At 45.0% G+C, this 23,134-nt stretch carries 19 protein-coding genes and 2 tRNA genes; all 21 read left to right on the top strand.

What is annotated here, in order from left to right; translation table 11 throughout:
• The first annotated feature begins 14 nt into the window (after positions 1-14).
• The 21 genes from ACO0KZ_RS17415 (at position 15) to ACO0KZ_RS17315 (ending at position 23,034) form a co-directional block, all read left to right on the top strand.
• Positions 15-851 (top strand): energy transducer TonB, encoded by an 837-nt coding sequence (locus ACO0KZ_RS17415; protein ID WP_422997537.1) that lies wholly within the window; start codon positions 15-17, stop codon positions 849-851.
• 5 nt (positions 852-856) lie between these two features.
• Positions 857-2,125 carry a Tol-Pal system beta propeller repeat protein TolB gene (tolB, locus tag ACO0KZ_RS17410; protein WP_422997535.1) on the top strand — a complete coding sequence of 423 codons (1,269 nt, stop codon included), beginning with the start codon at positions 857-859 and terminating at the stop codon, positions 2,123-2,125.
• A 78-nt stretch (positions 2,126-2,203) separates the two neighbouring features.
• On the top strand, positions 2,204-2,731 hold the full coding sequence (gene pal / locus ACO0KZ_RS17405) for a peptidoglycan-associated lipoprotein Pal (RefSeq protein WP_422997533.1): 528 nt from the start codon (positions 2,204-2,206) through the stop codon (positions 2,729-2,731).
• Positions 2,732-2,907: 176 nt separating this feature from the next.
• On the top strand, positions 2,908-3,669 hold the full coding sequence (ybgF, locus tag ACO0KZ_RS17400; RefSeq protein WP_422997531.1) for a tol-pal system protein YbgF: 762 nt from the start codon (positions 2,908-2,910) through the stop codon (positions 3,667-3,669).
• A gap of 53 nt (positions 3,670-3,722) precedes the next feature.
• Positions 3,723-3,798 (top strand) — tRNA-Lys (locus ACO0KZ_RS17395).
• A 104-nt stretch (positions 3,799-3,902) separates the two neighbouring features.
• Positions 3,903-3,978 (top strand) — tRNA-Lys (locus tag ACO0KZ_RS17390).
• 96 nt (positions 3,979-4,074) lie between these two features.
• A complete protein-coding gene (locus tag ACO0KZ_RS17385) occupies positions 4,075-5,055 on the top strand; it encodes a PfkB family carbohydrate kinase (protein WP_422997529.1) in 981 nt (326 codons plus the stop codon).
• Between the two features lie 113 nt (positions 5,056-5,168).
• Positions 5,169-6,053, top strand: a complete 885-nt coding sequence (locus ACO0KZ_RS17380; RefSeq protein ID WP_422997527.1) for a class I SAM-dependent methyltransferase — start codon at positions 5,169-5,171, stop codon at positions 6,051-6,053.
• Between the two features lie 228 nt (positions 6,054-6,281).
• Positions 6,282-7,739: a Ppx/GppA family phosphatase gene (locus tag ACO0KZ_RS17375; protein WP_422997525.1), complete on the top strand. Its 1,458-nt coding sequence runs from the start codon at positions 6,282-6,284 to the stop codon at positions 7,737-7,739.
• Between the two features lie 157 nt (positions 7,740-7,896).
• Complete coding sequence (locus tag ACO0KZ_RS17370) at positions 7,897-8,493, top strand: hypothetical protein (protein ID WP_422997523.1); 597 nt, start codon at positions 7,897-7,899, stop codon at positions 8,491-8,493.
• 653 nt (positions 8,494-9,146) lie between these two features.
• Positions 9,147-11,984 carry a TonB-dependent receptor gene (locus ACO0KZ_RS17365; protein WP_422997521.1) on the top strand — a complete coding sequence of 946 codons (2,838 nt, stop codon included), beginning with the start codon at positions 9,147-9,149 and terminating at the stop codon, positions 11,982-11,984.
• 217 nt (positions 11,985-12,201) lie between these two features.
• On the top strand, positions 12,202-13,713 hold the full coding sequence (locus ACO0KZ_RS17360) for a tryptophan halogenase family protein (RefSeq protein WP_422997519.1): 1,512 nt from the start codon (positions 12,202-12,204) through the stop codon (positions 13,711-13,713).
• 58 nt (positions 13,714-13,771) lie between these two features.
• A complete protein-coding gene (locus ACO0KZ_RS17355) occupies positions 13,772-15,100 on the top strand; it encodes an MFS transporter (protein ID WP_422997517.1) in 1,329 nt (442 codons plus the stop codon).
• Between the two features lie 104 nt (positions 15,101-15,204).
• Entirely contained in the window at positions 15,205-16,902 is a 1,698-nt protein-coding gene (locus tag ACO0KZ_RS17350) for an alpha-amylase family glycosyl hydrolase (RefSeq protein ID WP_422997515.1), read from the top strand.
• Between the two features lie 29 nt (positions 16,903-16,931).
• Positions 16,932-19,406 carry a TIM-barrel domain-containing protein gene (locus tag ACO0KZ_RS17345; RefSeq protein WP_422997513.1) on the top strand — a complete coding sequence of 825 codons (2,475 nt, stop codon included), beginning with the start codon at positions 16,932-16,934 and terminating at the stop codon, positions 19,404-19,406.
• Between the two features lie 172 nt (positions 19,407-19,578).
• A complete protein-coding gene (locus ACO0KZ_RS17340) occupies positions 19,579-20,577 on the top strand; it encodes a substrate-binding domain-containing protein (RefSeq protein ID WP_422997572.1) in 999 nt (332 codons plus the stop codon).
• A gap of 295 nt (positions 20,578-20,872) precedes the next feature.
• A complete protein-coding gene (locus tag ACO0KZ_RS17335) occupies positions 20,873-21,244 on the top strand; it encodes a hypothetical protein (RefSeq protein WP_422997511.1) in 372 nt (123 codons plus the stop codon).
• Between the two features lie 46 nt (positions 21,245-21,290).
• Complete coding sequence (locus ACO0KZ_RS17330) at positions 21,291-21,512, top strand: DUF6500 family protein (RefSeq protein WP_422997509.1); 222 nt, start codon at positions 21,291-21,293, stop codon at positions 21,510-21,512.
• 177 nt (positions 21,513-21,689) lie between these two features.
• On the top strand, positions 21,690-22,124 hold the full coding sequence (locus tag ACO0KZ_RS17325) for a hypothetical protein (RefSeq protein WP_422997507.1): 435 nt from the start codon (positions 21,690-21,692) through the stop codon (positions 22,122-22,124).
• Positions 22,121-22,474, top strand: a complete 354-nt coding sequence (locus tag ACO0KZ_RS17320; RefSeq protein WP_422997506.1) for a DUF1801 domain-containing protein — start codon at positions 22,121-22,123, stop codon at positions 22,472-22,474. The genes ACO0KZ_RS17325 and ACO0KZ_RS17320 overlap by 4 nt, the downstream gene beginning before the upstream one ends.
• A 107-nt stretch (positions 22,475-22,581) precedes the next feature.
• Entirely contained in the window at positions 22,582-23,034 is a 453-nt protein-coding gene (locus ACO0KZ_RS17315; protein WP_422997504.1) for a hypothetical protein, read from the top strand.
• The last annotated feature ends 100 nt before the right edge of the window (positions 23,035-23,134 follow it).

Below are 23,134 nucleotides of genomic sequence, written 5' to 3'. Positions count from 1 at the left end.
TGTATAAAGAAGTGATGACAGAATTTACTTACAACGCCATGCCAAGAATCTCGCAGACTGATGCGTCAGTTTGGAAATCTCTGGCTTTAGCCGCTATGGTGCACTTATTTCTATTGGCATTCCTATGGGTGGGTGTCCAATGGCAAAGCCAGGAGTCGACGGCGGTTGAAGCCGAGGTGTGGGATATGACGGTGCGTCAAGCCGCCCCTTTGCCTGTCCCAGAAGTGCCAGTTGAAGAACCAAAAGAAGTAGAACCACCAAAACCAGTGCAACAAGAAGAAGTTAAAGAAGATCCTGAGATCGCGCTGGAACAAGAGAAAAAACGTAAGTTGGAAGAAAAGAAAAAAATTGCAGAACTCGAATTGGCTAAGAAAAAAGAAGAAAAGTTAGCCGAAGAAAAACTGAAAAAAGAGAAGTTGGAAAAAGAACTGCTTGAGAAGAAAAAGTTAGCGAAAGAAAAAGCGGATAAAGATAAGATTTTCCTGGAGGATATGCGTCGTTTGAATGGTCAGGTGGCTAAATCAGGTTCAGGCGGTCTGGGTGATGCACTGAAATCAACCGGCAATAATCGCGGAGATCCAAGTTACAACGCGAAGGTAGCGGCAAAGATTAAAGCAAATACGATTTACCTGGTGAATGACGCTTCTGCGAATAATCCTACCGTTGAATTCGTGATTAATTTATTTCCTGATGGTTCTTTAAAAGGACCTGTTAAGAAAACTAAGTCTTCGGGTAATCCAGCGTTTGACGAGGCGGTGGAAAAAGCGATCGACAAATCGCAACCATTTCCACGTGATAAGTCGGGCGAAGTACCATCTAGTCTCACTATTGTTCACCGCATGAAAGATTAAAATCGATGAAATCCTTATTAAAAGCCTTTGTGCTGAGTATCGTTGTTCTCGTTTCCGCAGCTGCGCAAGCACAAATGCGGGTCGAGGTTTCTGGTGTTGGTTCAACCCAGGTTCCAATTGCTATCGCAGCATTTGCCGATGAAGAATTGTCGCCACAATTGGTGACCAGCATCATTCGTGATGACTTGAATCGTAGTGGCTATTTCAAATTGATCGAAGTCGGTATGGCTATTTCTGAAACCGCTAGCATCAACTTCGATACCTGGAAATCACGCGGCGCAGAAGCTTTAGTGGTCGGTAGCGTACAAAAACGTGGTGAAGGTCGTTATGAAGTACGTTATAAATTATATGACGTAGCAAAAGCCACGATGTTATCTGGCTTTGCCATGGATACGCCGAGTCCGAAATTCCGGCTCACTGCGCATAAAATTGCGGATGATATTTACGAAAAGTTATTAGGCTTGCCTGGCGTGTTTTCCACTCGCATTGCTTATATTACCAAAGCGGGTTCTGAATATCGCTTGGAAATTTCCGATGCGGATGGTGAAGGCGTACAAGTTGCATTGACGTCTAAAGAGCCGATTATTTCACCGATCTGGTCACCAGACGGTACCAAGGTTGCTTATGTGTCGATGGAGTTAAAAAAACCTATCGTGTACATTCAAAATCTGGTCACAGGACAACGTGTGACGGTCGCCAACTTTAAAGGGAATAACTCTTCCCCATCATGGTCGCCGGACGGTAATAAGTTGTTGGTGACTTTATCCAAAGGAGCGATTGCTCAAGTCTATTCGATTAATGCCGATGGCTCTGATGCGCAGCGTTTGAGTAACTCCAACGGTATCGATACAGAAGCGCGTTATTCTCCAGATGGACAGAACATCTATTTCGTTAGTGATCGTAATGGCGGTGCGCAGATTTTTCGGATGAGCGCTTCTGGTGGCGATGCTAAACGCATTACGTTCAAGGGTAGCTACAACGTATCACCACGGATTTCACCAGACGGCAATACTATGGTCTACATCTCACGTCGTGATGGTGGTGATCAGGTGTACGCGATGGATTTGGTCAATGGGCAAGAGTTGAAACTTTCCGACACCAATCGCGATGAGTCTCCAAGCATTGCACCGAATGGTCGTTACGTTTTGTATGCGACCCAAGCGGGGCGCCGTGGTAGTTTAGGTATCGTATCTACCGACGGTAAAGTTAAGCAGAAATTAACAATCCAAGCGGGTGATATTCGTGAGCCTACTTGGGGCCCATTCATGAAATAGTGGTTATTTTGCTGTTTTAGGTTACAATTTAGCGTTAGATTTGAATTTCCATTTTTTAATTATAGTCAGGAGAAAGACATGCGTTTAATTTCAGCATCGAAAACCGTAGCTTTGTTGCTCGCCAGTGTAGCTTTGATCAGTGCGTGCAGCACACCAGTTAAGTTGGAAGAGCCAGCTAAGATTGTTGAAAAATCACCAGAACCAGCAAAAACAGTTGATAACCGTGCTGTAGTTCCACAAAAAGCAGCTGAAGTTGATCCATTGACACAAGGCGCTTTAGCAAACCGTAGTATTTATTTTGACTATGATAGTTATGTCGTTAAAGATGAATTCAAAGCAACAGTTGAAGCGCACGCTAAATATTTAGTTGCTAACAAAGGTCGTAAGATCTTGGTTCAAGGTAATACCGATGAGCGCGGTAGCCGTGAATACAATATTGCTTTGGGTCAAAAACGTGCAGAAGCAGTGCGTAAAGCATTGGCTTTGTTGGGCGTAGCTGAAGCACAAGTTGAGGCAGTTTCTTTGGGCGAAGAAAAACCGAAAGCAATGGGTAGCGATGAAGCTTCTTGGGCTCAAAATCGTCGTTCCGACATCGTTTACCAATAATCAGCAGAAGTAATCGAATTTCGATTATTTTGCTTATTTTGTTGGTGTAGTAAGTTAAAGCGGACTTTGCAGTGTCATACTGCAAAGTCCGCTTTTTTATTGTTTGAAAGAGTGCCAGAACCGTGTTCATTCGTTCTTGCACTGGGGTTATCACTGTTTATGGATTGAGGTGGTTTATGAAATTTTGGAAAATGAATAAAGGCTTGCAAGCTTTTTTATTTGCTGCGATGTTGATGCCAACGATTGCTTCTGCCGGTATTTTTGATGATGATGAAGCGCGTAAAGCAATTCTTGATCTCCGGACTAAACTTGCTGCTTTGAGCACTAAATTGGATGCCAAATTAGAAGATAAGGCAGACAAAACCAGTGTATTGGAATTGTCCAATCAAATTGAGCCACTGCGTGCTGAAATTGCGGGTTTGCGTGGACAGATCGAAGTCTTAATGAATGATTTGGCGAATGCACAAAAGCGTCAACAAGACTTTTATATCGACTTGGATAAGCGCTTGCGTGCATTAGAACCTAAGAAGCTCACTGTGGAAGGGCGTGAGGTAACGATAGAGCAAAGTGAGCAACGCACCTTTGATGCCGCGATGAGTTTGTATAAGGCTGGGCAATATGCAAATGCAGCCTCTGCATTTACTGCGTTTACTTTAAATTATGGCGATTCCGTATTTGCCAGCCAAGCGCAGTATTGGCTGGGTAACTCGTTTTATGCCCAACGCGACTGCAAAAATACTATCAGTGCTTTGCAGACTTTGCTGAAAAATTACCCTGATAATGTCAAAGTGCCAGATGCGATGTTGAACATTGCTGCATGCCAGCTAGAGTTGAAAGATAAGAAGGAAAGTCGTAAGACGCTGATGGCAGTGATCGCAAAATATCCTGGTACAGATGCAGCGCAAGCAGCTAAGAACCGCTTGCCTTCGACAAAATAAACTTGTCGTGCAATTGACAGGGGGCTAGAAACCCCCTATAATTTCGTTCTTTCGGGTCGTTAGCTCAGCTGGTAGAGCAGCGGACTTTTAATCCGTTGGTCGCAGGTTCGAATCCCGCACGGCCTACCACGAATACAGAAAAGGACTTAGGTGAAGACCTAAGTCCTTTTCATTTACTAGTACTTCTTGTCTTTTTTAACTCAAGAAGTTGCCGGTAAAAATTAGCAAGTTTTGGGTCGTTAGCTCAGCTGGTAGAGCAGCGGACTTTTAATCCGTTGGTCGCAGGTTCGAATCCCGCACGGCCTACCAAAATTAGTAGTATAAAAAAGGATTACTCGCTTTGGCGCGTAATCCTTTTTTTATTTCTCGATTTACATGGGTGTTAATTTTATGGCGTTACCTTCAATGAACAAGAAACCCAATATCCTGATCTATGGCGAGGCTTTAATTCATGAGTTTTCAGGACAAAAGCAGATTGGCGGCGCACCGTTTAATGTTGCTCGGGCATTGTCGCTATTGGGCGATACGCCATTGTTGATCAGCCGACTAGGCAATGACGCTAATGCGCAATTAATACAAGCTGAGATGCTAAGCATTGGATTGATGAGTGAAGGCATACAGATAGATGCTGTGCGTCCCACTGGAAGAATTTTGGCGTCTATATCGGATAGCGGCGATGTAGCCAATCATTGTGTTGAAGTGCCGAGGTCGCAAGTCTATGATTTTATCGAGGAAGTGCCCGTAACTGATTTGCTCGATCAGTATTTCCAGGAGACGCCGCCTGATTTGATTTATTTTGGCTCCTTGATGGAGAGAGCTCCACGATCGAAGCAAACTTTGCTGTCATTGCTGGAGTCGGATTTGACCGAGGGTACGACCAAATTTTTTGATTTGTACTTGAGTGATGAAACGGTGAGTGCCGTCATGGTCTCTGAGGCATTAAATTATGCCGATATCGTGAAGCTGAACGAGCGAGCGCTGCGATTTGTTATTGCTAATTGCTGCCAACTGGCCTCTTCACTAGATTCAGAATTGAGTATGGATATCGCTGGTTTGCAAATTGCTTGTGAATTGTTGATGGGGCAGTTTTTTATGCAGGCCGTTATTGTGACTTTGGGTGAAAAAGGCTACTTTTATTTTGACGCAAATTCGCAATCACTGAGTAATTTAAGTAATGATGAAGTGCAGTTTACTACTGATGCCGCTGCCGATGCTGCTGGAACAGCATTTTCGGCTTTTTTTATTCATGGCTGGAATCAAAGTTGGCGCATGCAAAAGACGCTGGCAGCGGCACATGATTTTGCTACCGAGATAGCTAATTTGGCTGATGCAACGACTGTGAGTCCCGAGTTTTATCAAGTTTGGCGCAAGCGTATTGTAGATTAATTGGTGCGCGAATCCCGTATTCATGTCCCTTGCTTTTGATATGTTGGGGATAAAGTAAAATGGTGTCTTCACTCATTCGAAATCAGTAGGTCGAAATCAATTAAAGGTTGGCTATGAAATCCGTATCCGCGTCAGTGCAGCAGCAAAAAACAGAAAAGCACGAAATTCGTCCAGGCCAGTCGATAGAGTTGCTGAAGGAATTGCATATCTTGACGCGTGACGGCAAGATGAATCAGGACAGCCGGCGCAAGCTCAAGCAGGTCTATCACTTATACCAATTTATCGAGCCTTTGCTAAAGCAGGTGTTAGAGCAGAAAGGTGTCGTGAGTTTGGTTGATCATGGTGCTGGTAAGTCTTATCTGGGTTTTATTTTATATGACTTGTTTTTCAAGGCGCTGGGTGCAGACAATGCTTCCTGCATTTACGGTATCGAGACGCGTGACGAGTTGGTGATGAAATCGCGAGAGTTAGCGGACCGACTGGGTTTTCAAGGTATGCAGTTCTTGAATCTGTCGGTTGCGGAGTCTACCAGTTCTGCCGCCTTGCCAGCCCAAATCGACATTGTGACAGCACTCCACGCTTGCAATACCGCGACTGATGATGCAATTGATTTCGCGCTGAAAAAACAGGCAAAGTTCATGGTGTTAGTGCCATGCTGCCAGGCAGAAGTCGCAGCGGAATTGCGCAAGACAAAAGGGGATGCCGTGAAAAATAATCCTATGTCCGAAATGTGGCGCCATCCTATCCATACCCGTGAATTCGGTAGTCAGATCACCAACGTGCTACGTTGCCTGCAGCTAGAATCGCATGGTTATCAAGTCCGCGTGACGGAGCTGGTTGGGTGGGAACATTCTATGAAAAACGAATTGATCGTGGCAGAATTTAAAGGTGGTCGCAATACAAAGTCGGCGCAACGCTTGACGGAAATTCTCAATTCTACCGGGCTCGAAAATCTGCAGCCACGGTTTTTCTTGCCTGACGCACGCTTGCAAGCTTGATTTGCTTGTTTAAATCTGATGAAGGCTTACCCGTTTTGATGGGATGATGTGGACAAATGTATTGCCACATCATTGTCACATTAGCGTCACATTTAATGATTAATATCATTTATCCTTTTGCATCCACAATATAAATTGTTGTACTCATACGCTATGATTTATGTCGGCCGTATGTTGGCGCAGACAATTTTATCTTTGCGTGCCCCCCTAATCTGAAGGAATTCCCCCATGTTTGCAGCGGTTGATCTTGGTTCGAATAGTTTTCGCTTGCATATAGGAAGTTATGACGGGAGCGCGATACGCGTTATCAAAAGCGCTCGTGATCCGATACGTCTAGCAGCTGGTTTAGATCAAAATGGTAATTTGACTGCTGAATCGATGCAGCGGGCGCTGGCCTGTCTGGCGCATTTTAAAGAGGTTCTTGCAGAGTTTCCAATAGATGCGGTGCGTGTGGTTGCTACCAACACGATACGTATCGCAAAAAATGCTGCTGATTTTTTGCCAGCTGCGGAAGCCGCCATTGGCTTACCCATAGAAGTGATTTCAGGCGAGGAAGAGGGGCGCTTGATTTATCTTGGGGTTTCCAATTCTTTGGCAATTCCGGCTGAGCGTCGCTTGGTGATTGATATTGGTGGTGGATCGACAGAGATTATTTTGGGGCGTGGTCATGAGATCGCTAAAGTCGAATCTTTCCCTATGGGGACGGTGAAGCACAGTGCTAATTTCTTCCCATCGGGGCACATCACTACAGAGGGATTTGAGGCTGCTGTATTGTCTGTGCGATCTTTGTTAGAAGATGCTACACCAGCTTATCAGCCTGAATTTTGGCGCAATGCTTATGGTTCTTCCGGGACGGTGCGGGCGATTTCCGATGCGTTGTATAAAAATGGTTTTGGAGATGCCGAAGTCACGCTCGATAAGTTGTTGGCGCTGCGAGATTACTGTATCCAAAAGGGTGAAATTAATGCTTTGAATCTGTCAGGTATTAAGCCCGAACGTGTCGCAATGGTAATTGGTGGCCTGGCGATTCTCATTGGACTGTTTCAGGAATTGAACATCAAAATATTGCATCCTATCGAGGCTGGCTTGCGTATGGGGGTAATGTGGGATTTGTATTTACGATCCACTAAGCGTGATCGACGCGAACAGTCAGTACTTGATTTTTTGACTGTTTTTCGTGCTGATGCAGGACGTGCTAATCTTGCCGCGGATATGGCGCGTTCGCTATTTCTGCAATTAAAGCCCTTGAACGAAAGCCTAAGTAATTACGTGTATTGGAGTGCTCTATTGCATGAGGTTGGCATGGTGGTGTCGCACACGGCTTATCACAAGCACGGTAGTTATTTAGTAGAGAATGCGGATATTCCCGGTTTTACGACGCGCGAGCAAAAGCTAATGAGTAAGTTGGTACTGAGTCAAAAAGGGAATTTGCGAAAAATTGGTGATGCATTCTCTGATCTTGATTTTGCTAAAGCTGTATTGGCGTTGCGTTTGTCGGTCAGCTTTATGCATTCTCGGGTAGAGTTGGATTATAAAGATTTCAGCTTGAAAATGAAGAATAAGATAGAGCTGGAGCTAAAGCCGGATTGGGTCGGTTTGCATCCGACGGTGGCGTTTTGGTTGCGCAAGGAAATCGATTGTTGGCGTGAAATCGGAGTCGAATTCATCGTGCTAGCAAGAGTTTGATCTTGATCCAGATGCTCGATTTAATTGAAATTTCGAATTGTTGTTGAATTAATGGTGTAAATTGTTTATATTATTTATGTTGTTTAGGTAATTTACTTAATTATGGGCTTAGTTGGCACTTAGTTAGTTCGGGAAATCAATTGCAAAGGAGTTTCAAATGGTTACTGCAGTAAAAAACAAAGCGCCGATTACGGCGAGAGCTCAGGTTGTTACAGCCAAGGATATCGACAGTGCGGCGGCGAAGCTTGAAGTTGTCAAGGCACCAGCAGCCAAACCAGCAATTAAGGCTGCAGTCAAACCTGCTACTAAGTCTGCTACTAAGCCTGCTACAAAGCGCCTTACTAAGCCTGCAAGCAAACCAGCAAACAAAGTCGGCGCAAAGGCGGCTGTGCCAGCAATTGCCGCAGCGGTAAAGCCTGCGACAGTAAAAGCGAAACCTGCAACTAAAACTGTCGCCAAGCCTGCAGCCAAAGTTACGAAGTCAAATGCAGTAAAGCCGATCTCTGCAACATCATCGAAAGAAAAGCATAAGAAGCCAAAGTTGGTGCGCGATAGTTTCACGATGCCAGAAGCCGAGTATTCGGTCTTAGGCGAGGTAAAAAAAGCTTGTATCGCCGCAGGTGTGGAAGTGAAGAAGAGTCAGCTGCTGCGCGTTGGCCTGGTGCTTTTGAAGGGATCTTCGGTCGCTACTTTAAAGGCAATGATAGAAGCTTTGCCGGCACTTAAAGCAGGTCGCCCAAAAGCAGAAAAGTAAGCAGAAAAATAAGCAGGAAAGTAATAGGCAAAAACGTCCTATTACAAAAAGCCGCGATCGCTGACGCAGATCGCGGCTTTTTTTTTGTGAAAATTCTTAAGCGACATGTATGGTAAGCACTGCTCTTGTTCTTTCTTTTTTTATCCCGAGAGTGATCGTTCATGAAAGTAGTGGTGTTACAAAAAAAGTCTGAGTAATTATGAAAATACGGGTACGGATCGATTTTATTTGCAGATAATTTTCATTTAGATAAGTTTGGCGTATCTTTTGGCAGATTTTTGGATGCTACTTTCAAGAAAAATTAAAGCGCTTTGAGAAAAATTTTAAAAAAACCTTAAAGCGCTTTGAATTTTCACGTGAAATGTTGATAACTAAACGCAATAAATGTAGTTTGACTACATCAAGAATTATACATATTTGTGGTTTTCAAGCCACGCAGTAGTATGAATCCTCATAGGAAGCTAGGAAAACTTCAGTAAAACTTCCTATTTTGCGATTGACACGGAATTTAGTTTTGGTACAAACTTGCTTCAAGAATTTAATTAGGACTGAAGTTAACTAAGTCAAATTCTGATGCAGAAAATAAAGAAGTAATTTGTGATTTCCTCCCCCCCTCGATTGAAGTGTTACCAAAAAAATATTTGGAGATATGAATGGAACAGAACCTAAATAAGCGCCATCAGGTTTCAAGCCTGAACCGCACCATGATGAAGTTGACCCCTATCGCTGCCGGTTGCACCGTGATGCTGGCATTGGCGTCTGGTAGTGCTTACGCGCAACAAGCCGAGCCTGCAAAAGCTGAAGCGGCAAAAGCAGAAGTGCAACAAGGCATGGATACTGTTGTCGTAACCGGTATCCGTCGTGGTATCGAGGCGGCGATCTCATTGAAGAAAAATTCCAGTTCTATCGTTGAAGCGATTTCTGCGGAAGACATCGGTAAGTTGCCAGATTCCAGCGTGGCTGAATCCATCGCTCGTTTGCCAGGTGTGACGGCGCAACGTAGCCGCTCTTCGGGTAAAGCGGCTGACATTAGTGTGCGTGGTTTGTCGCCTTCTTTTAACGGTTCCTTATTGAATGGTCGCGAACAAGCATCGACAGGTAACGCACGTGCGCCTGAGTTTGATTTGTTCCCAGCGGAATTGATGGGCTCTGTACTGATCTACAAAACACCGGATGCATCGTTGATTGGTCAAGGCTTAGCTGCGACGATTGATCTGAACACGTTGAAGCCACTTGATTTCGGTAAGCAAGTTATCTCTGCTGCGTATCGCAAGCAACGTACGGGTGTGCAAACATCTTCTGAAGGCAGCGGCGATCGCATGTCCTTCTCTTACGTGGATCAATTCGCAGATCGTACTATCGGTTTGTCATTGGGCTTTACTAAGTTTAAAGAAGATGGCGGTGCGCAACAGCGTTTTAACACGTGGGGTGGCTACTCACCAGATGTTGACTACAATGGCGCCAAAGTAAAAACTATCGGTGGTTTCGGTGCTGACACTGAGACGAGTAAGAGCGACCGCGATGGCGCATCTATGACCTTGCAGTTCAAGCCAAACAAAAACTTTAAATCAACGGTAGATTTGTTCTACTCAGCAGGCAGCTCTAGTCTGAAGAAAACAGGTTTGGAAGGTGCTATTGCAGGCTCCGCAGGTGGATATGATCCGGATGGTGTTTTGTCAAACGCCACTATCGTGAATGGCGTAGCGACTGCAGGTACCTTTAACAACTACAAAGGTGTAGTACGTAATCATAAAGAATCTGCTAAAGATAAATTCACATCCATCGGTTGGAATAGTGATTTGAAACTCGACGCATGGACTTTGAATGCGGATTTGGCCTACTCCAAAGCGAAAAAAGATGCTTCACGCTACGAAACAACTGCGGGTCAGCCAGGTGATGCAAAGAACCTCGCATCTATCAGCTACACAGGTTTTAATGGTGGTAACTTTAATGACGTGAAGTACACAACAAGTTTGAATTTCGGCGACCGCGCAGTGGCATTGTTGACGGACGTTAATGGTTGGGGTGGCGGCGTTAATTCTCCACAAGCAGGTTATGTGGCATTGCCAACAGTTGACGATAAAGTGACTAGCTTCCGTTTGACAGCGAGTCGTGATGTTGATTTCGGACCTATCCAAACCGCGCGTTTTGGTGTTAATGGTACGGATCGCGAAAAAATTCGTTCTGGTCAAGAAGGTCGTTTGGTCGTGAAGGGCACTAGTGGCTATGCGACGGCGACTGTTCCAGGCTCTGCTGTTGGTGTGGCAGGTACAACTGGTTTGCCTATCGTTTCTTTCGATCCAGAAGGCTCATTAGGGACTATCTACGATCTGGCTCGCTGGGTTGATGCTTCCGTTTTAGCGAAAGACTGGTCTGTGCATGAGAAGGTCACCACAGCTTATGCGATGGGTGATTTAGACGGCCAGATGATGGGCTTGAACTACCGTGGTAACGTCGGTGTGCAGTTTGTTCATACTGATCAAGCCTCTACAGGCAATCAAGTTGATTTGGCAAACTGTACTGGGATTACTGCAGCAACTTGCCCATCTAGCGTGGTTGCTGGTGGTACTAAATATTCCAATATTTTGCCAAGCTTGAATGTCTCTTTTGATTTAGGTGGTGACCAATTCTTCCGTGTAGGCGCTGCGAAAATTATGTCACGTGCCAACATGGATGATATGCGTGCTAGCCAAGCATTTGGCGTAACGACTCAAGGCGCAAATCCAATTTTGACAGGTAGTGGCGGTAATCCGAAATTGAAACCGTTCTTGGCTAAATCGCTGGATTTATCTTATGAGAAATACTTCGGTAACAAAGGTTACTTCAGCGTTGCGGGTTTCTATAAATCTTTAGATACTTACATCTTCCGTTCACCAACAACATTTGATTTCGCCCCGTTTGTTAGTGCGAAGACTCCATTGCCTTTGACAGGTGCTTATAAAGGTTCAACGGTTGGTTTGTTGACTTCACCACGTAATGGCGAAGGCGGCAGCATCTCTGGTTTTGAATTGGCATTGAACGTACCGTTCAATATGATTACGCCTTACCTTGATGGTTTTGGCGTGATGGTTAATCATTCCGATACTTCTAGCCAAATCACTTTGCCAGGTTTCGGCTTTAGTAATGTGGCGGTAAGCTCTGTGAATATTCCATTGCCAGGCTTGTCGAAGAAAGTCAGTAATTTGCGCCTGTACTATGAAAAGAACGGCTTCCAAATGGCATGGGCTGCACGTAAGCGTTCTGACTTCTTAGGTCAGGTCAGCGACTATCAGGACAATATGCAGTTGACTATGGTTAAAGGTGAAACGCTGATTGATTTGCAAGCTTCATACGAGTTCCAAACTGGCTGGTTGAAAGGTTTGTCTCTGTTGATTCAAGCGAATAATTGGAATAACACACCTTTCCAAGAGTACAACACCGATCCTAAGATAATTACCAATAAAGTCACTTACGGTAGAACTTATCTGTTCGGCGCGAACTACAAGTTCTAATTTGAACTGAAATTAGACCCCTGCGCAGCATGGCAGGGGTCTTTTTTTATCTATTGAATTATCGCGAAATAGCTAAGTGGCACAGCAACAAAAAAAGTGACGAAAAATTTTTACGAATGTCGACCGCGAAGCGCACTGCAGTACACTAGTGTTTGCTGGTCTACGATGAAATTAAAAGGAAATTTTCCGTCAGTTTTTTTAAGAGTGAGAACTCAAGATGAATAATGTATTGATTAAAGACGTGGTAATTGTCGGTGGTGGCACATCAGGTTGGATGACCGCGGCAGCGTTGGCAAAAGTCCTGCAAGGACAATATAGGATACGTGTGGTTGAATCGGATGAGATTGGTATTGTCGGCGTTGGTGAAGCGACGATTCCTATGATACAGCGCTTTAATCAAGTCTTAGGCATCGATGAAAATGAGTTCTTACGCGAGACGCAAGGGACCTTTAAATTGGGCATCGAATTTGTCAATTGGGGTAAACTCGGTGATCGATACATGCATGGTTTTGGCACTATAGGCCAGGACACTTATACCGTGCGTTTTGATCAGTACTGGCAGAAGTATCATCAACAAGGCAAGGCCGCGCCATTAGAAGAGTATTCGATCACTCGCATGGCGTCCAAAGCGAATAAATTTATGCCGGCGAATCATGAAGTGCCGAATTCGCCTTTGAATCAAATTGCTCACGCCTATCATTTTGATGCCAGTCTGTATTCTAAATTTTTACGCAAATTTGCGGAGAAAATGGGCGTGCTTCGTACCGAAGGCAAAATTACTCAAGTTAAACAAAGAGAGGTTGATGGGTTCATCGAGTCTGTCGTACTAGAAAATGGCGAGACCGTTACTGGTGATTTGTTTATTGATTGTTCTGGCTTCCGTGGCTTGTTAATTGAACAGACTTTGAAAACTGGCTATGAAGATTGGACACATTATTTACCGTGTGACCGCGCTCTGGCCGTACCTTGCGAATCTGCACCGGTATTGACGCCGTACACACGTTCCACTGCCCATAAAGCTGGATGGCAATGGCGCATTCCACTGCAACATCGCATCGGCAATGGCCATGTATTTTGCAGCCAGTTCACCAGCGAAGATGAAGCTGCCGCGACCCTACTAGCGAATCTCGATGGGAAACCGCTGGCCGATCCGCGACTGCTCAAATTTAATACTGGCATGCGTAAAAAATGCTGGAATAAAAACGTGGTGGCGATAGGTTTGTCTAGTGGTTTTTTAGAGCCGCTCGAATCAACCAGTATCCATTTAATCCAAACCGCAATTGCCCGTTTGATCAGTTTCTTTCCCACTCAAGCATTTAGTGAAGTCGAGATCGACGAATACAATCGTCAAAGCAAATTCGAATATGAACGCATCCGTGATTTTGTGATTTTGCACTACAAGTTAAATCAACGTGAAGATTCCTTGTTCTGGAAAAACTGCGCGCAGATGGCTGTGCCAGAATCCTTGACGCATAAAATGGACATGTATCGCGCCAGTGGTCGTTTGTTGCGTGTCGCCGATGAATTGTTTGCTGAGATCGGTTGGTTGCAAGTCTTGGAGGGACAAAATATGCCCGTCGAAAGCTACCATTCCTTAGTTGATTTACAGACAGAAGCGGACACTTTGGAATACCTGGAAAGCGTACGGGAAGTGATCGCTAAGTGTGTCAATGTCATGCCGGATCACGCGGCCTATATCGCCAAGCATTGCGCAGCGCCAAAGATGTAGTTGGCGATAAAAAAACGCAGTAACAGAAACTAATAGTAAGAAATTTTGAGGGGACACTATGCAACAACTAGCAAAACCAAAGCTGTCATTCTGGCAGATCTGGCACATGAGCTTCGGCTTCTTTGGTATTCAATTTGGTTTTGCGCTGCAAAACACCAATACCAGTCGCATCTTTGCCACCTTGGGCGCGGATATCGACAATTTGTCGATACTCTGGTTGGCCGCACCGATTACGGGTTTGCTGGTACAGCCCATCATTGGCTATCTCAGCGATAACACTTGGCACCCAGTATGGGGGCGTCGTCGCCCGTTCTTCTTCATCGGTTCTGTGCTAGCTTCAATCGCTATGTTCCTGATGCCTAACTCCAGCATGTTGTGGATGGCGGTCTTTGTGTTGTGGTTGATGGATGCTTCCATCAATGTGTCTATGGAACCTTTCCGTGCTTTTGTCGGTGACAAACTTGATGCTAGTCAACAAACAGGTGGGTTTGCCATGCAGACTTTCTTTATAGGTTGTGGTGGTGTCATTGCCTCTTTGTTGCCAACGATTTTTACTGATTATCTTGGTGTCAGCAATGTACCTGTGAATGGCGCGATCCCGGATACGGTACGTTACTCATTTTATGTGGGCGGCAGCGTCTATTTTTTAGCGGTATTGTGGACGGTATTGTTGAGTAAAGAAGATGCCCCAGCCGATATGGAAAAATTTCTGGCAGAGCGTGCTGCGAATAAAGGCATGGTCAATGCGGTCAAAGAAATTCTGGGTGGTTTTTTGAAGATGCCAAAGACCATGGTTCAACTCGCCATCGTGCAATTCTTTACCTGGGTCGCCTTGTTCGCAATGTGGGTCTACACCACGCCATCGGTTGCAGAAGTCGTCTTTCATTCTACTGATGCGCAGTCCAGTGCTTATCAAGAAGCTGGCAATTGGGTTGGGATCATGTTTGCGATGTACGGCGGTGTGTCCGCTATCGCGGCATTCCTGTTGCCTATGCTGGCAAAAATTACCAGTCGAAAAATGGTGCATTTGATTTGCCTGGCAATTGGCGGCGTAAGTCTGATCAGTATCTTTGCGATTAGTAGTAAAGAAATGTTATTGCTGCCTATGGTCGGTGTTGGCATTGCCTGGGCTAGCGTATTGACCATGCCCTATGCAATTTTGGCGGGCGCATTACCAGCAAGTAAAATGGGTTACTACATGGGGCTGTTTAACTTCTTCGTTGTGATTCCTCAGATAGTCGCGGGTGTGGTGCTTGGCGCGATATTGAAACATTTTTTTGCAAATCAATCGGTCAAAGTATTGATGCTGGGCGGCGCCTGTATGGTATTTGCGGGCGTGTTGACTTTGTTTGTACGGGATGAGTTTGAAGCTAAGAAAGCGAAGTGATTTTATCTATTTGAGACTTGGGTGAAATCTGAAGATAGAGCCCAAATCTCAATTGTTTCTGCATTCCCGAATTTAGCTATTGGTATCAATTAAAGGAATCACCGATGTTACGTAAGACTCTGATTTGCCTGTCCTTATTGAGTTTGAGTCTTGGTATCAGCTCAAGTGCTATGAGCAGCACCTCCGCGCAAGAGAAATCGAGCGCAAAACCCTTCTTGTGGAATAACGCGACCGTTTATTTCTTACTCACAGATCGCTTCAATAATGCAGATAAGAAGAATGATTTGGCCTACGGCCGGAAGGCCGATGCCGCGCCATTACGTGGCTTTTTGGGGGGAGACCTGAAAGGGGTGACGGCCAAAATTAAAGACGGTTACTTCGATCGCCTAGGGGTGAATGCGCTATGGATTACGCCACCTGTAGAGCAGATCCATGCGGGTACAGATGAAGGAACGGGTAAGTCGTACGGCTTTCATGGATACTGGGCAAAAGACTTCACCAAAGTCGATGCTAATCTCGGTACTGAGCAAGACTTTAGAACGCTAGTGGATACCGCACATCAACATGGCATACGCATTTTGCTTGATGTGGTGATGAACCATACAGGTCCAGTGACTGAGGCTGATCCTGTATGGCCGGCCGATTGGGTACGGACTGGCCCACCTTGCGACTACAAGAATGCTGATGGTGCGATCAAATGTACTTTGGTTAAAAATCTGCCTGACTTCTTGACCGAGAGTGATAAGCCAGTAGCACTGCCAGCGCAGTTAGTGAGTAAGTGGAAGCAAGAAGGACGTTACGAAAAAGAAGTTAAAGAGCTCGATGAATATTTTGCGCGAACCGGATTTCCGCGTGCGCCTCGATACTATTTGATGAAGTGGCACACAGATTGGATTCGACAATATGGGATAGACGGTTTCCGTGTCGATACCGTTAAGCACGTGGAAGAATCAGTTTGGAAAGAACTCAAGCAAGAAGCCAGCATTGCATTCGACGCGTGGAAGCAAGCGCATCCTAAGAAAAAACTCAGTGACGATGCCTTTTTTATGACGGCCGAGGCTTACAACTATCCTATCAGTGATGGATTACTGTTTCATATGGATGGTGGTAGCCGGATCAATTATTATGCCAACGGTTTCGATAGCATGATTAATTTCGGTTTTAAATCAGACGCGCATCAAAATTACGAAACAATGTTTAGCCGTTACGCTAATTACCTAGCGCAAGATCTTAAGGGATTTTCCGTGTTGAACTACATTAGTTCGCATGATGATGGCAGTCCATTTGATCCGGCGCGTTTGCAACCCTTTGAAGCGGCAACTAAATTGATGCTAAGCCCAGGATCAGCCCAGATTTATTACGGTGATGAAATCGCTAGATTGCTAAATGTGGCAGACGCGCAAGGTGATGCCAAATTACGATCCATGATGGATTGGACGCTGCTGAAAAAAAATAAAACTATCCCATCGATTTCGACCGGACAGACTTATCAGGATTTACTCGAACACTGGCAGAAATTAGGTCAATTCCGTCAGGCGCATATCGCAGTTGGTGCTGGGGAGCATCAACAGCTATCGGCGCTGCCTTATGTGTTTAAGCGTAGCTATGCAAAAGACGGATTGAACGATGTCGTTGTCGTTGCGTTGGACTTGCCAGTCGAAGTGAAACATAGCATCGCTGTCGGCACTGTGTTTAAAGACGGTGAGACAGTAAAAGATTACTACTCAGGCCAGACCGTGGTAGTCAAGGCTGGCAAAGTTGAATTGCTGGGTAAGTACACGATAGTGTTATTGGCGAAGTGATTCTTTCAATGATCTAGATTAGGTAAGCTATGAATAAGTATTTTCCTTTGTCTGTGCTCGCAAATGCTGTTGCGACAGTTTTTTTATTTGCAGCCGGTGAGCAGGCGCAGGCGCAAAATGCTCAGCGTCATATTGAGCAAATCAAGCATACTAAAACTTATTTAGACATACGCACGAATGATGGCCGATATCGCATCACGCCCTATTCAACCGAGGTGTTCGAGACCACTTTTATTCCTAAGGGGGAAGTCCTTAGCGAATTGGTTCAAGGCTCGCATGCGCTAGTAGCGAAGCCCATTGCAGTAAAGCTTCGTTACAGCGAAACGGCGGATAAACTGGAATATGCCAGCGCAGGATTGACGGTGACGGTTCAAAAGTCGCCATTTCAAATTAGCTATAGTTATCAAGGTAAATTACTTATCTCAGAAAAACTTGGTTACGAAAAAATAGAAACAACAAGCGGCACTAACGCAGAAAAAAATAAAGAACGTATCAGCTTTAATCTGGATGGACAGGAAGCACTGTATGGTGCGGGTGCTCGTGCACTAGGTATGAATCGTCGCGGCCATCGCTTGCCTTTGTACAACAAAGCGCATTATGGCTACGAAGAAAATTCTTCACAGATGAATTTCGGCATCCCGCTTGTGTATTCATCTAAGATGTACGGCATTCATTTTGATAATGCCGCTATCGGTACACTCGATCTCGACAGCAAGAAAGATAACTCGCTGGCCTATGAAACCATCAGCGGTCGCAAGACCTATCAAATTGTTGCTGGAAAAGATTGGGCTAGTATCGTTGGTAATTACACTCAACTAACAGGGCGCCAGCCATTGCCACCACGTTGGGCATTTGGTAATTTTGCCAGCCGCTTTGGTTATCATTCCGAAGCCGAAGCGCGCAAAGTGATCGCCCAATATCGCGCTGAAAATATTCCCGTCGATGCGATTATTTTTGACCTGTACTGGTTTGGCAAGGAAGTCAAAGGCACGATGGGTAATCTGGCGTTTGACAAAGATAATTTCGTCAATCCTAAGCAAATGATCGCCGATTTCAATCAACAAGGCGTTAAGACTGTGTTGATCACGGAGCCTTTTATTTTGACAACGTCGAACCGGTGGCAAGAAGCCGTGCGTGAAAATATTTTGGCGACTGATAAAGCAGGTAAGCCCTTCACGTATGATTTTTACTTTGGTAATACAGGTCTGATCGATTTGTTTCAACCAAAAGCACGTGACTGGTTTTGGACTATCTATAAAGACCTGGCAGATATGGGTGTGGCTGGGGTCTGGGGCGATTTGGGCGAGCCAGAAGTTCATCCATCCGATTTATTGCACGCAAAAGGCAAACTTGGTGCAGATCAGGTTCACAATATTTATGGACATGAGTGGGCAAAAATGGTGGCGCAAGGCTATCAGAAAGATTTTCCGAATCAACGTCCCTTTATTTTGATGCGTGCAGGCTACTCTGGCTCGCAACGCTTTGGTCTGATTCCGTGGTCTGGCGATGTTAACCGCACTTGGGGTGGTCTGCGTTCACAACCAGAAATCGCGTTGCAAATGGGCATGCAAGGTTTGGCTTATATGCACTCGGATTTAGGCGGTTTTGCGGGTGCGAATCTGGATGACGAGTTATACGCACGCTGGCTGCAATATGGCGTGTTTCAACCTATATTCCGGCCTCATGCGCAAGAAGACGTCCCCTCTGAAGCGATCTTTCGCGCCGAGAAAGCCAAGCAATTAGCCAGGGCGGCGATTGAATTACGCTATAGTCTGCTGCCTTATAACTACACTTTGGCGTTTGACAATCAACAGCAAGGTTTGCCTTTGATGCGACCTTTGTTTTTTGCCGATGCTAATAATACTAAATTGGCCGCGCATTCCGCTTCGTATTTATGGGGTAATGACTTTTTAGTACAACCGATTATGAACGCCGGCCAACAACAGGCAGATGTCATGTTCCCACATGGCGCTTGGTTTGATTTTTATACGGGCGAGGTCTATCAAGGTGGCACTAGTCACACTGTCAAAGTGAGCGAGCAACATATTCCTGTGTACGTCCGCGCTGGGGCATTTATTCCCATGGCTGCGGCTATGCAAAGCACGCAGTCTTATCAAGATCATCTGCTCGATCTGCACTACTACCACGACGCCAGCGTGCAAAAGGGCAGTGGCAAGATGTATGAAGATGACGGATTAACACGGGATGCGTATGCTAAAGCCGCTTATCGCTTGACACAATTTACGAGCGGCTATGATGCGAACAATGCGCAATTGCAGATCCAGATCACGCAGCTTCATGGTAAAAAAATGAAAGCACAGGACAAGCAAATTAGGTTGTTCATACACAATGTGATTAAAGCTCCGCAGCAAGTCAACCTACTAACCACAACCGGTAAAAATAGTGCGCCATTGAAATTTGAATGGGATGCAAGCAGTAAAGTATTGAAAACAGAGATGACTAATAAAGCAAATTCGTCGAACTTTATTCGAGTGAATTGGTAATCGATACCCTGTAATTTGGCACGTTGTTTTGGCTTTGGTTGAGCTTAGTTTAAACCTAAGGTGTAAGTCTGAAAACACTTGTACAGTCAGCAGCATAGCATTACACTTCATTTCTTTTTGGAATGGCATATCGCTACTTATGGCTAATAGCGACGCAAACTTGATCGGCACCATGAACCTTAAAAAACTGGCACAGAATCTCGGGATTTCAGAAACGACGGTCAGTCGTGCCCTAAACGGTTATCCTGAAGTGAGTGAACGCACGCGTCAACGCGTGTTGGCTGCGGCTGAGCAATTTGGTTATCGTCCTAATCCCATGGCGCGTAGCTTAGCGTCGGGGCGTACTAATGTAGTCGGCATTATTCATCCCTTGGTGGCGAATGATTTGGCCGATCCTATGTTCATGCAAATCATCGGTGGTATGGTGGAAGCGCTGGAAGAGCGCCAAATGGATCTGGTGATGGCGCCGGTGTCTCCCGCGAATGAATTGCGCTCTTACGAGCATATGGTCAAAGAGCGTCGCGTCGATGGCTTGATCGTTGGACGTACAAAACTCTACGACGAGCGTGTCGCTTATCTCGCCAAACAAGGCTTGCCGTTTGTCGCGCATGGACGTACTCGGGTTAATGAGCCACATGCCTGGTTTGATTACGACAATGAAAGCGGTATGCGGGTTGCGGTAGAACATCTGCTGGCGCATGGACATCAACGTATCGCATTGATGAGTGCACCATTGGAAATGAATTTCGCGCGTCAGCGTTATGATAGTTTTCAAAATGTGATGCACGCCGCTGGCCTTAGCCCCAATCCCGATTACCTCAAAGATAATTCCAATGACAGACGCGGTGGCTACGCCGCGATGCAACAACTACTTGCCAGCACTACACCACCTAGCGCGGTCATCGTTGATAACCACATGGCAGGCGTGGGTGCGATGCGTGCTTTGCTCGATGCTGGTGTCACTATTGGTAAGCAAATGTCGATTATCGTGTGGGGTAAAATGGAAGACTCGTTGGCTGGCTATCACGTCACAACCATAGAGCAGCCCAATCCTGATTTAGCGGGTAAGAAAATGGTTGAGATGCTGTTAGCCTTGCAAAACGGTGCAGCACCATCTGATTTGCAAGTTTTATGGCAACCAGTGTTGATGGCGGGTGAGACGGTTAGTTAATTGCTGCATAGGGATTGATTCGCTTTAACTTTGCAAAAATCTTGTTAAGTCCAAATTGATCTAGTGTTCAGATTCACTCGAAATCTGTAAGATTGATCTATTCAATAGAGCGATTAATCTATCTGATTGTTCGATTGGATAACTCGGCCTGATAATGTATCTTTTCGCATCCCTTAATGCAAAATAAAACTGGTATTCCACTGCACTATGGACAATACAATTTCATCCGGTATGACCGGATTCTACAAAAAAAATCCCTCTTATTTGGTTTGCCTTTTTGGCGATGATGGTCGTTATGAATCTTGCCGATGATGATTGGGATATCAAAATTTCACACCTACTTGGACTTATGATTGTGGCATGTTTTGGATTTTTTATGATGAGGTTGATGTATTGGGATCTGATGGATGAAGTGTCTGATTGTGGTAGTTATTTGTTGATAAAAAAGGGAGCGATTGAGGAAAAAGTATTTTTTTCTGATGTGATCAATGTACGCCCATCAACATTTTTTTCAAACCCACCTAGAATTACCCTAGAACTGAAAAAAGCGGGGAAACTAGGTTCTGAAATACCATTTTACCCTATGGGCACCTCTGTTTATGATTCCGTTAGTAAGAGCGACATCTTTAAAAAACTGGTTCAGCAAGTAGCTACATCTAGCAATTAAATGCTGCCATAAAATCAAACCAAGCCGTTCACCATAAACCACCTCCATGCGCGCATCTTTAAAACAAAAAATTATCACAGTTTGTGACAGCAAAATCGCTCAGAAAGGTAATGCAGTTGGACTATCGTTTTACGCATTTTTTGCGAATAAAAACGATGACCCTGAGCTCCTTATGGAAGCCGCGACTTGGTGGATCATGACGCATCGCTTAGATCATTTTGAGAAAGCATTAAAAATCAGACACTTGGTGGCAGCAGAAATGATATGAACTCGCAATGCGATACCCTGAACAAATCCCGGCTGGCAGCCCATGCCGTTCAGTTCAAATTGCAGAGCTCAATCGAACCCCAAGCTAACAGCGAAAAAACAAGCGAAACGTGGTTTGATTTTTTGTGTATTCAGATTATTATCCCGTCTACACTAGATCAGTCATTTTCGTCATGCTATGCAAAATTCCTCAAATATCTATTTAATCGTGGGTGCAGTATTCTCGACGATCGCCGCTCTATTGCATTTTGCTTGTATCTTGTTTGGCGCGCCTCTATATCGCTTATTAGGTGCAGGTGAAGTGATGGCTAGAATGGCGGAACACGGGCATCCTTATCCTCATGTGATGGCATTGATCGTCGGTACTGCATTATTAGTCTGTGCCGCCTATGCTTTGTCGGCAGCTGGTGTGATTATGCGCCTGCCTTTGTTGCCTTGGATTTTGTGCGGGATCATCGCGGTATTTGCTTTGCGTGGCGTTGCATTTCCATTGTTGATGCCATATTTCCCTGGTAATAGCACCGTATTTTGGATCATCAGCTCAGGTGTATGTTTGCTGATTGGTACTTTGCATTTTCTGGGCTTGCGTCAAGTATGGAGTCAACTGGTATGAAAAACGATCGTGTAGCCGCGTTATTGCAAGATTTGAGTTTGGTCAATGAAAATAGCCACGCGCTAGTGCAAGCCGTGCGTCATTTAGTTTTGAGTTTGGGGAAAGACGTGACCGAAGAAGTGAAGTATGGCGGAATACTTTTTTCCAGGTCGCAGGCATTTTGCGGCGTGTTTGCTTACACTAATCACATCTCTGTAGAATTCGGCGATGGCGCGAATTTGCCCGATGTTTACGATCTTTTGGAAGGAAAAGGTAAGCAACGCCGTCACATCAAGCTCACCAGCTTAGATGAAATAAAAGACCGGCAAATCTCACATTATGTGCAATTGGCTTATGCCGCAGTGGTTTAGCGAGTGATGCGTTGACTTAGCGCGGTTCACGGTTTTGTTTGTGTCAGCGCTTGTATCGCCACGAAAAATAGTTTGTACAATACGACCTAATTCATTACAGTCAAAATATGAATTGTAAAACGAGCGGACATATAGCAATTCCCGGGAAAAAAGAATGGGGAAACCCAGACGAAGGAGACCTCGAAGCACGCTATGCACATAGTAATTTTTTTGGAAAATCTTTATTAGAAGCTGTGCAAATGTTTCAAGAAAATGCGTTGCATTTTCAAGAGGATCTGGGCTCAATGCCTGCGATACCATTTAATTTTTATGTGATGGCTTTCGTTACTTATATCACTTCTGATCTCGCAGAAGGGGACGCAGATGGCGCGTTCGCCTTTTTACGAATGACCCATTGGCAGATAAGGCATCGCTCGGATTTAATCGATATGGAAGTTTTATCTGCAATGCAGTTAGCATGTGCTTCGGTAGCGCAGCGTCAAAAATTTTACGCTGCAGAAGACCCCGATAGTTATGGCGACTTTTCCGAACATTACAAAGCGATAATCTCGATGTCTTGAGAGGAGCTGCACATTAGTTAATTCTGACTACTAGATCACTTCAGGATTGGTTTAGAAAAATCAACAATATATGACCTAGCATAGTCAACACTCATTGCCG

Source organism: Undibacterium sp. Di24W (assembly GCF_049340325.1).
GTDB lineage: Bacteria > Pseudomonadota > Gammaproteobacteria > Burkholderiales > Burkholderiaceae_D > Undibacterium.
The sequence above is the reverse complement of the archived record's forward strand: the minus strand, read 5'-3'. Positions and strand labels throughout refer to the sequence as shown.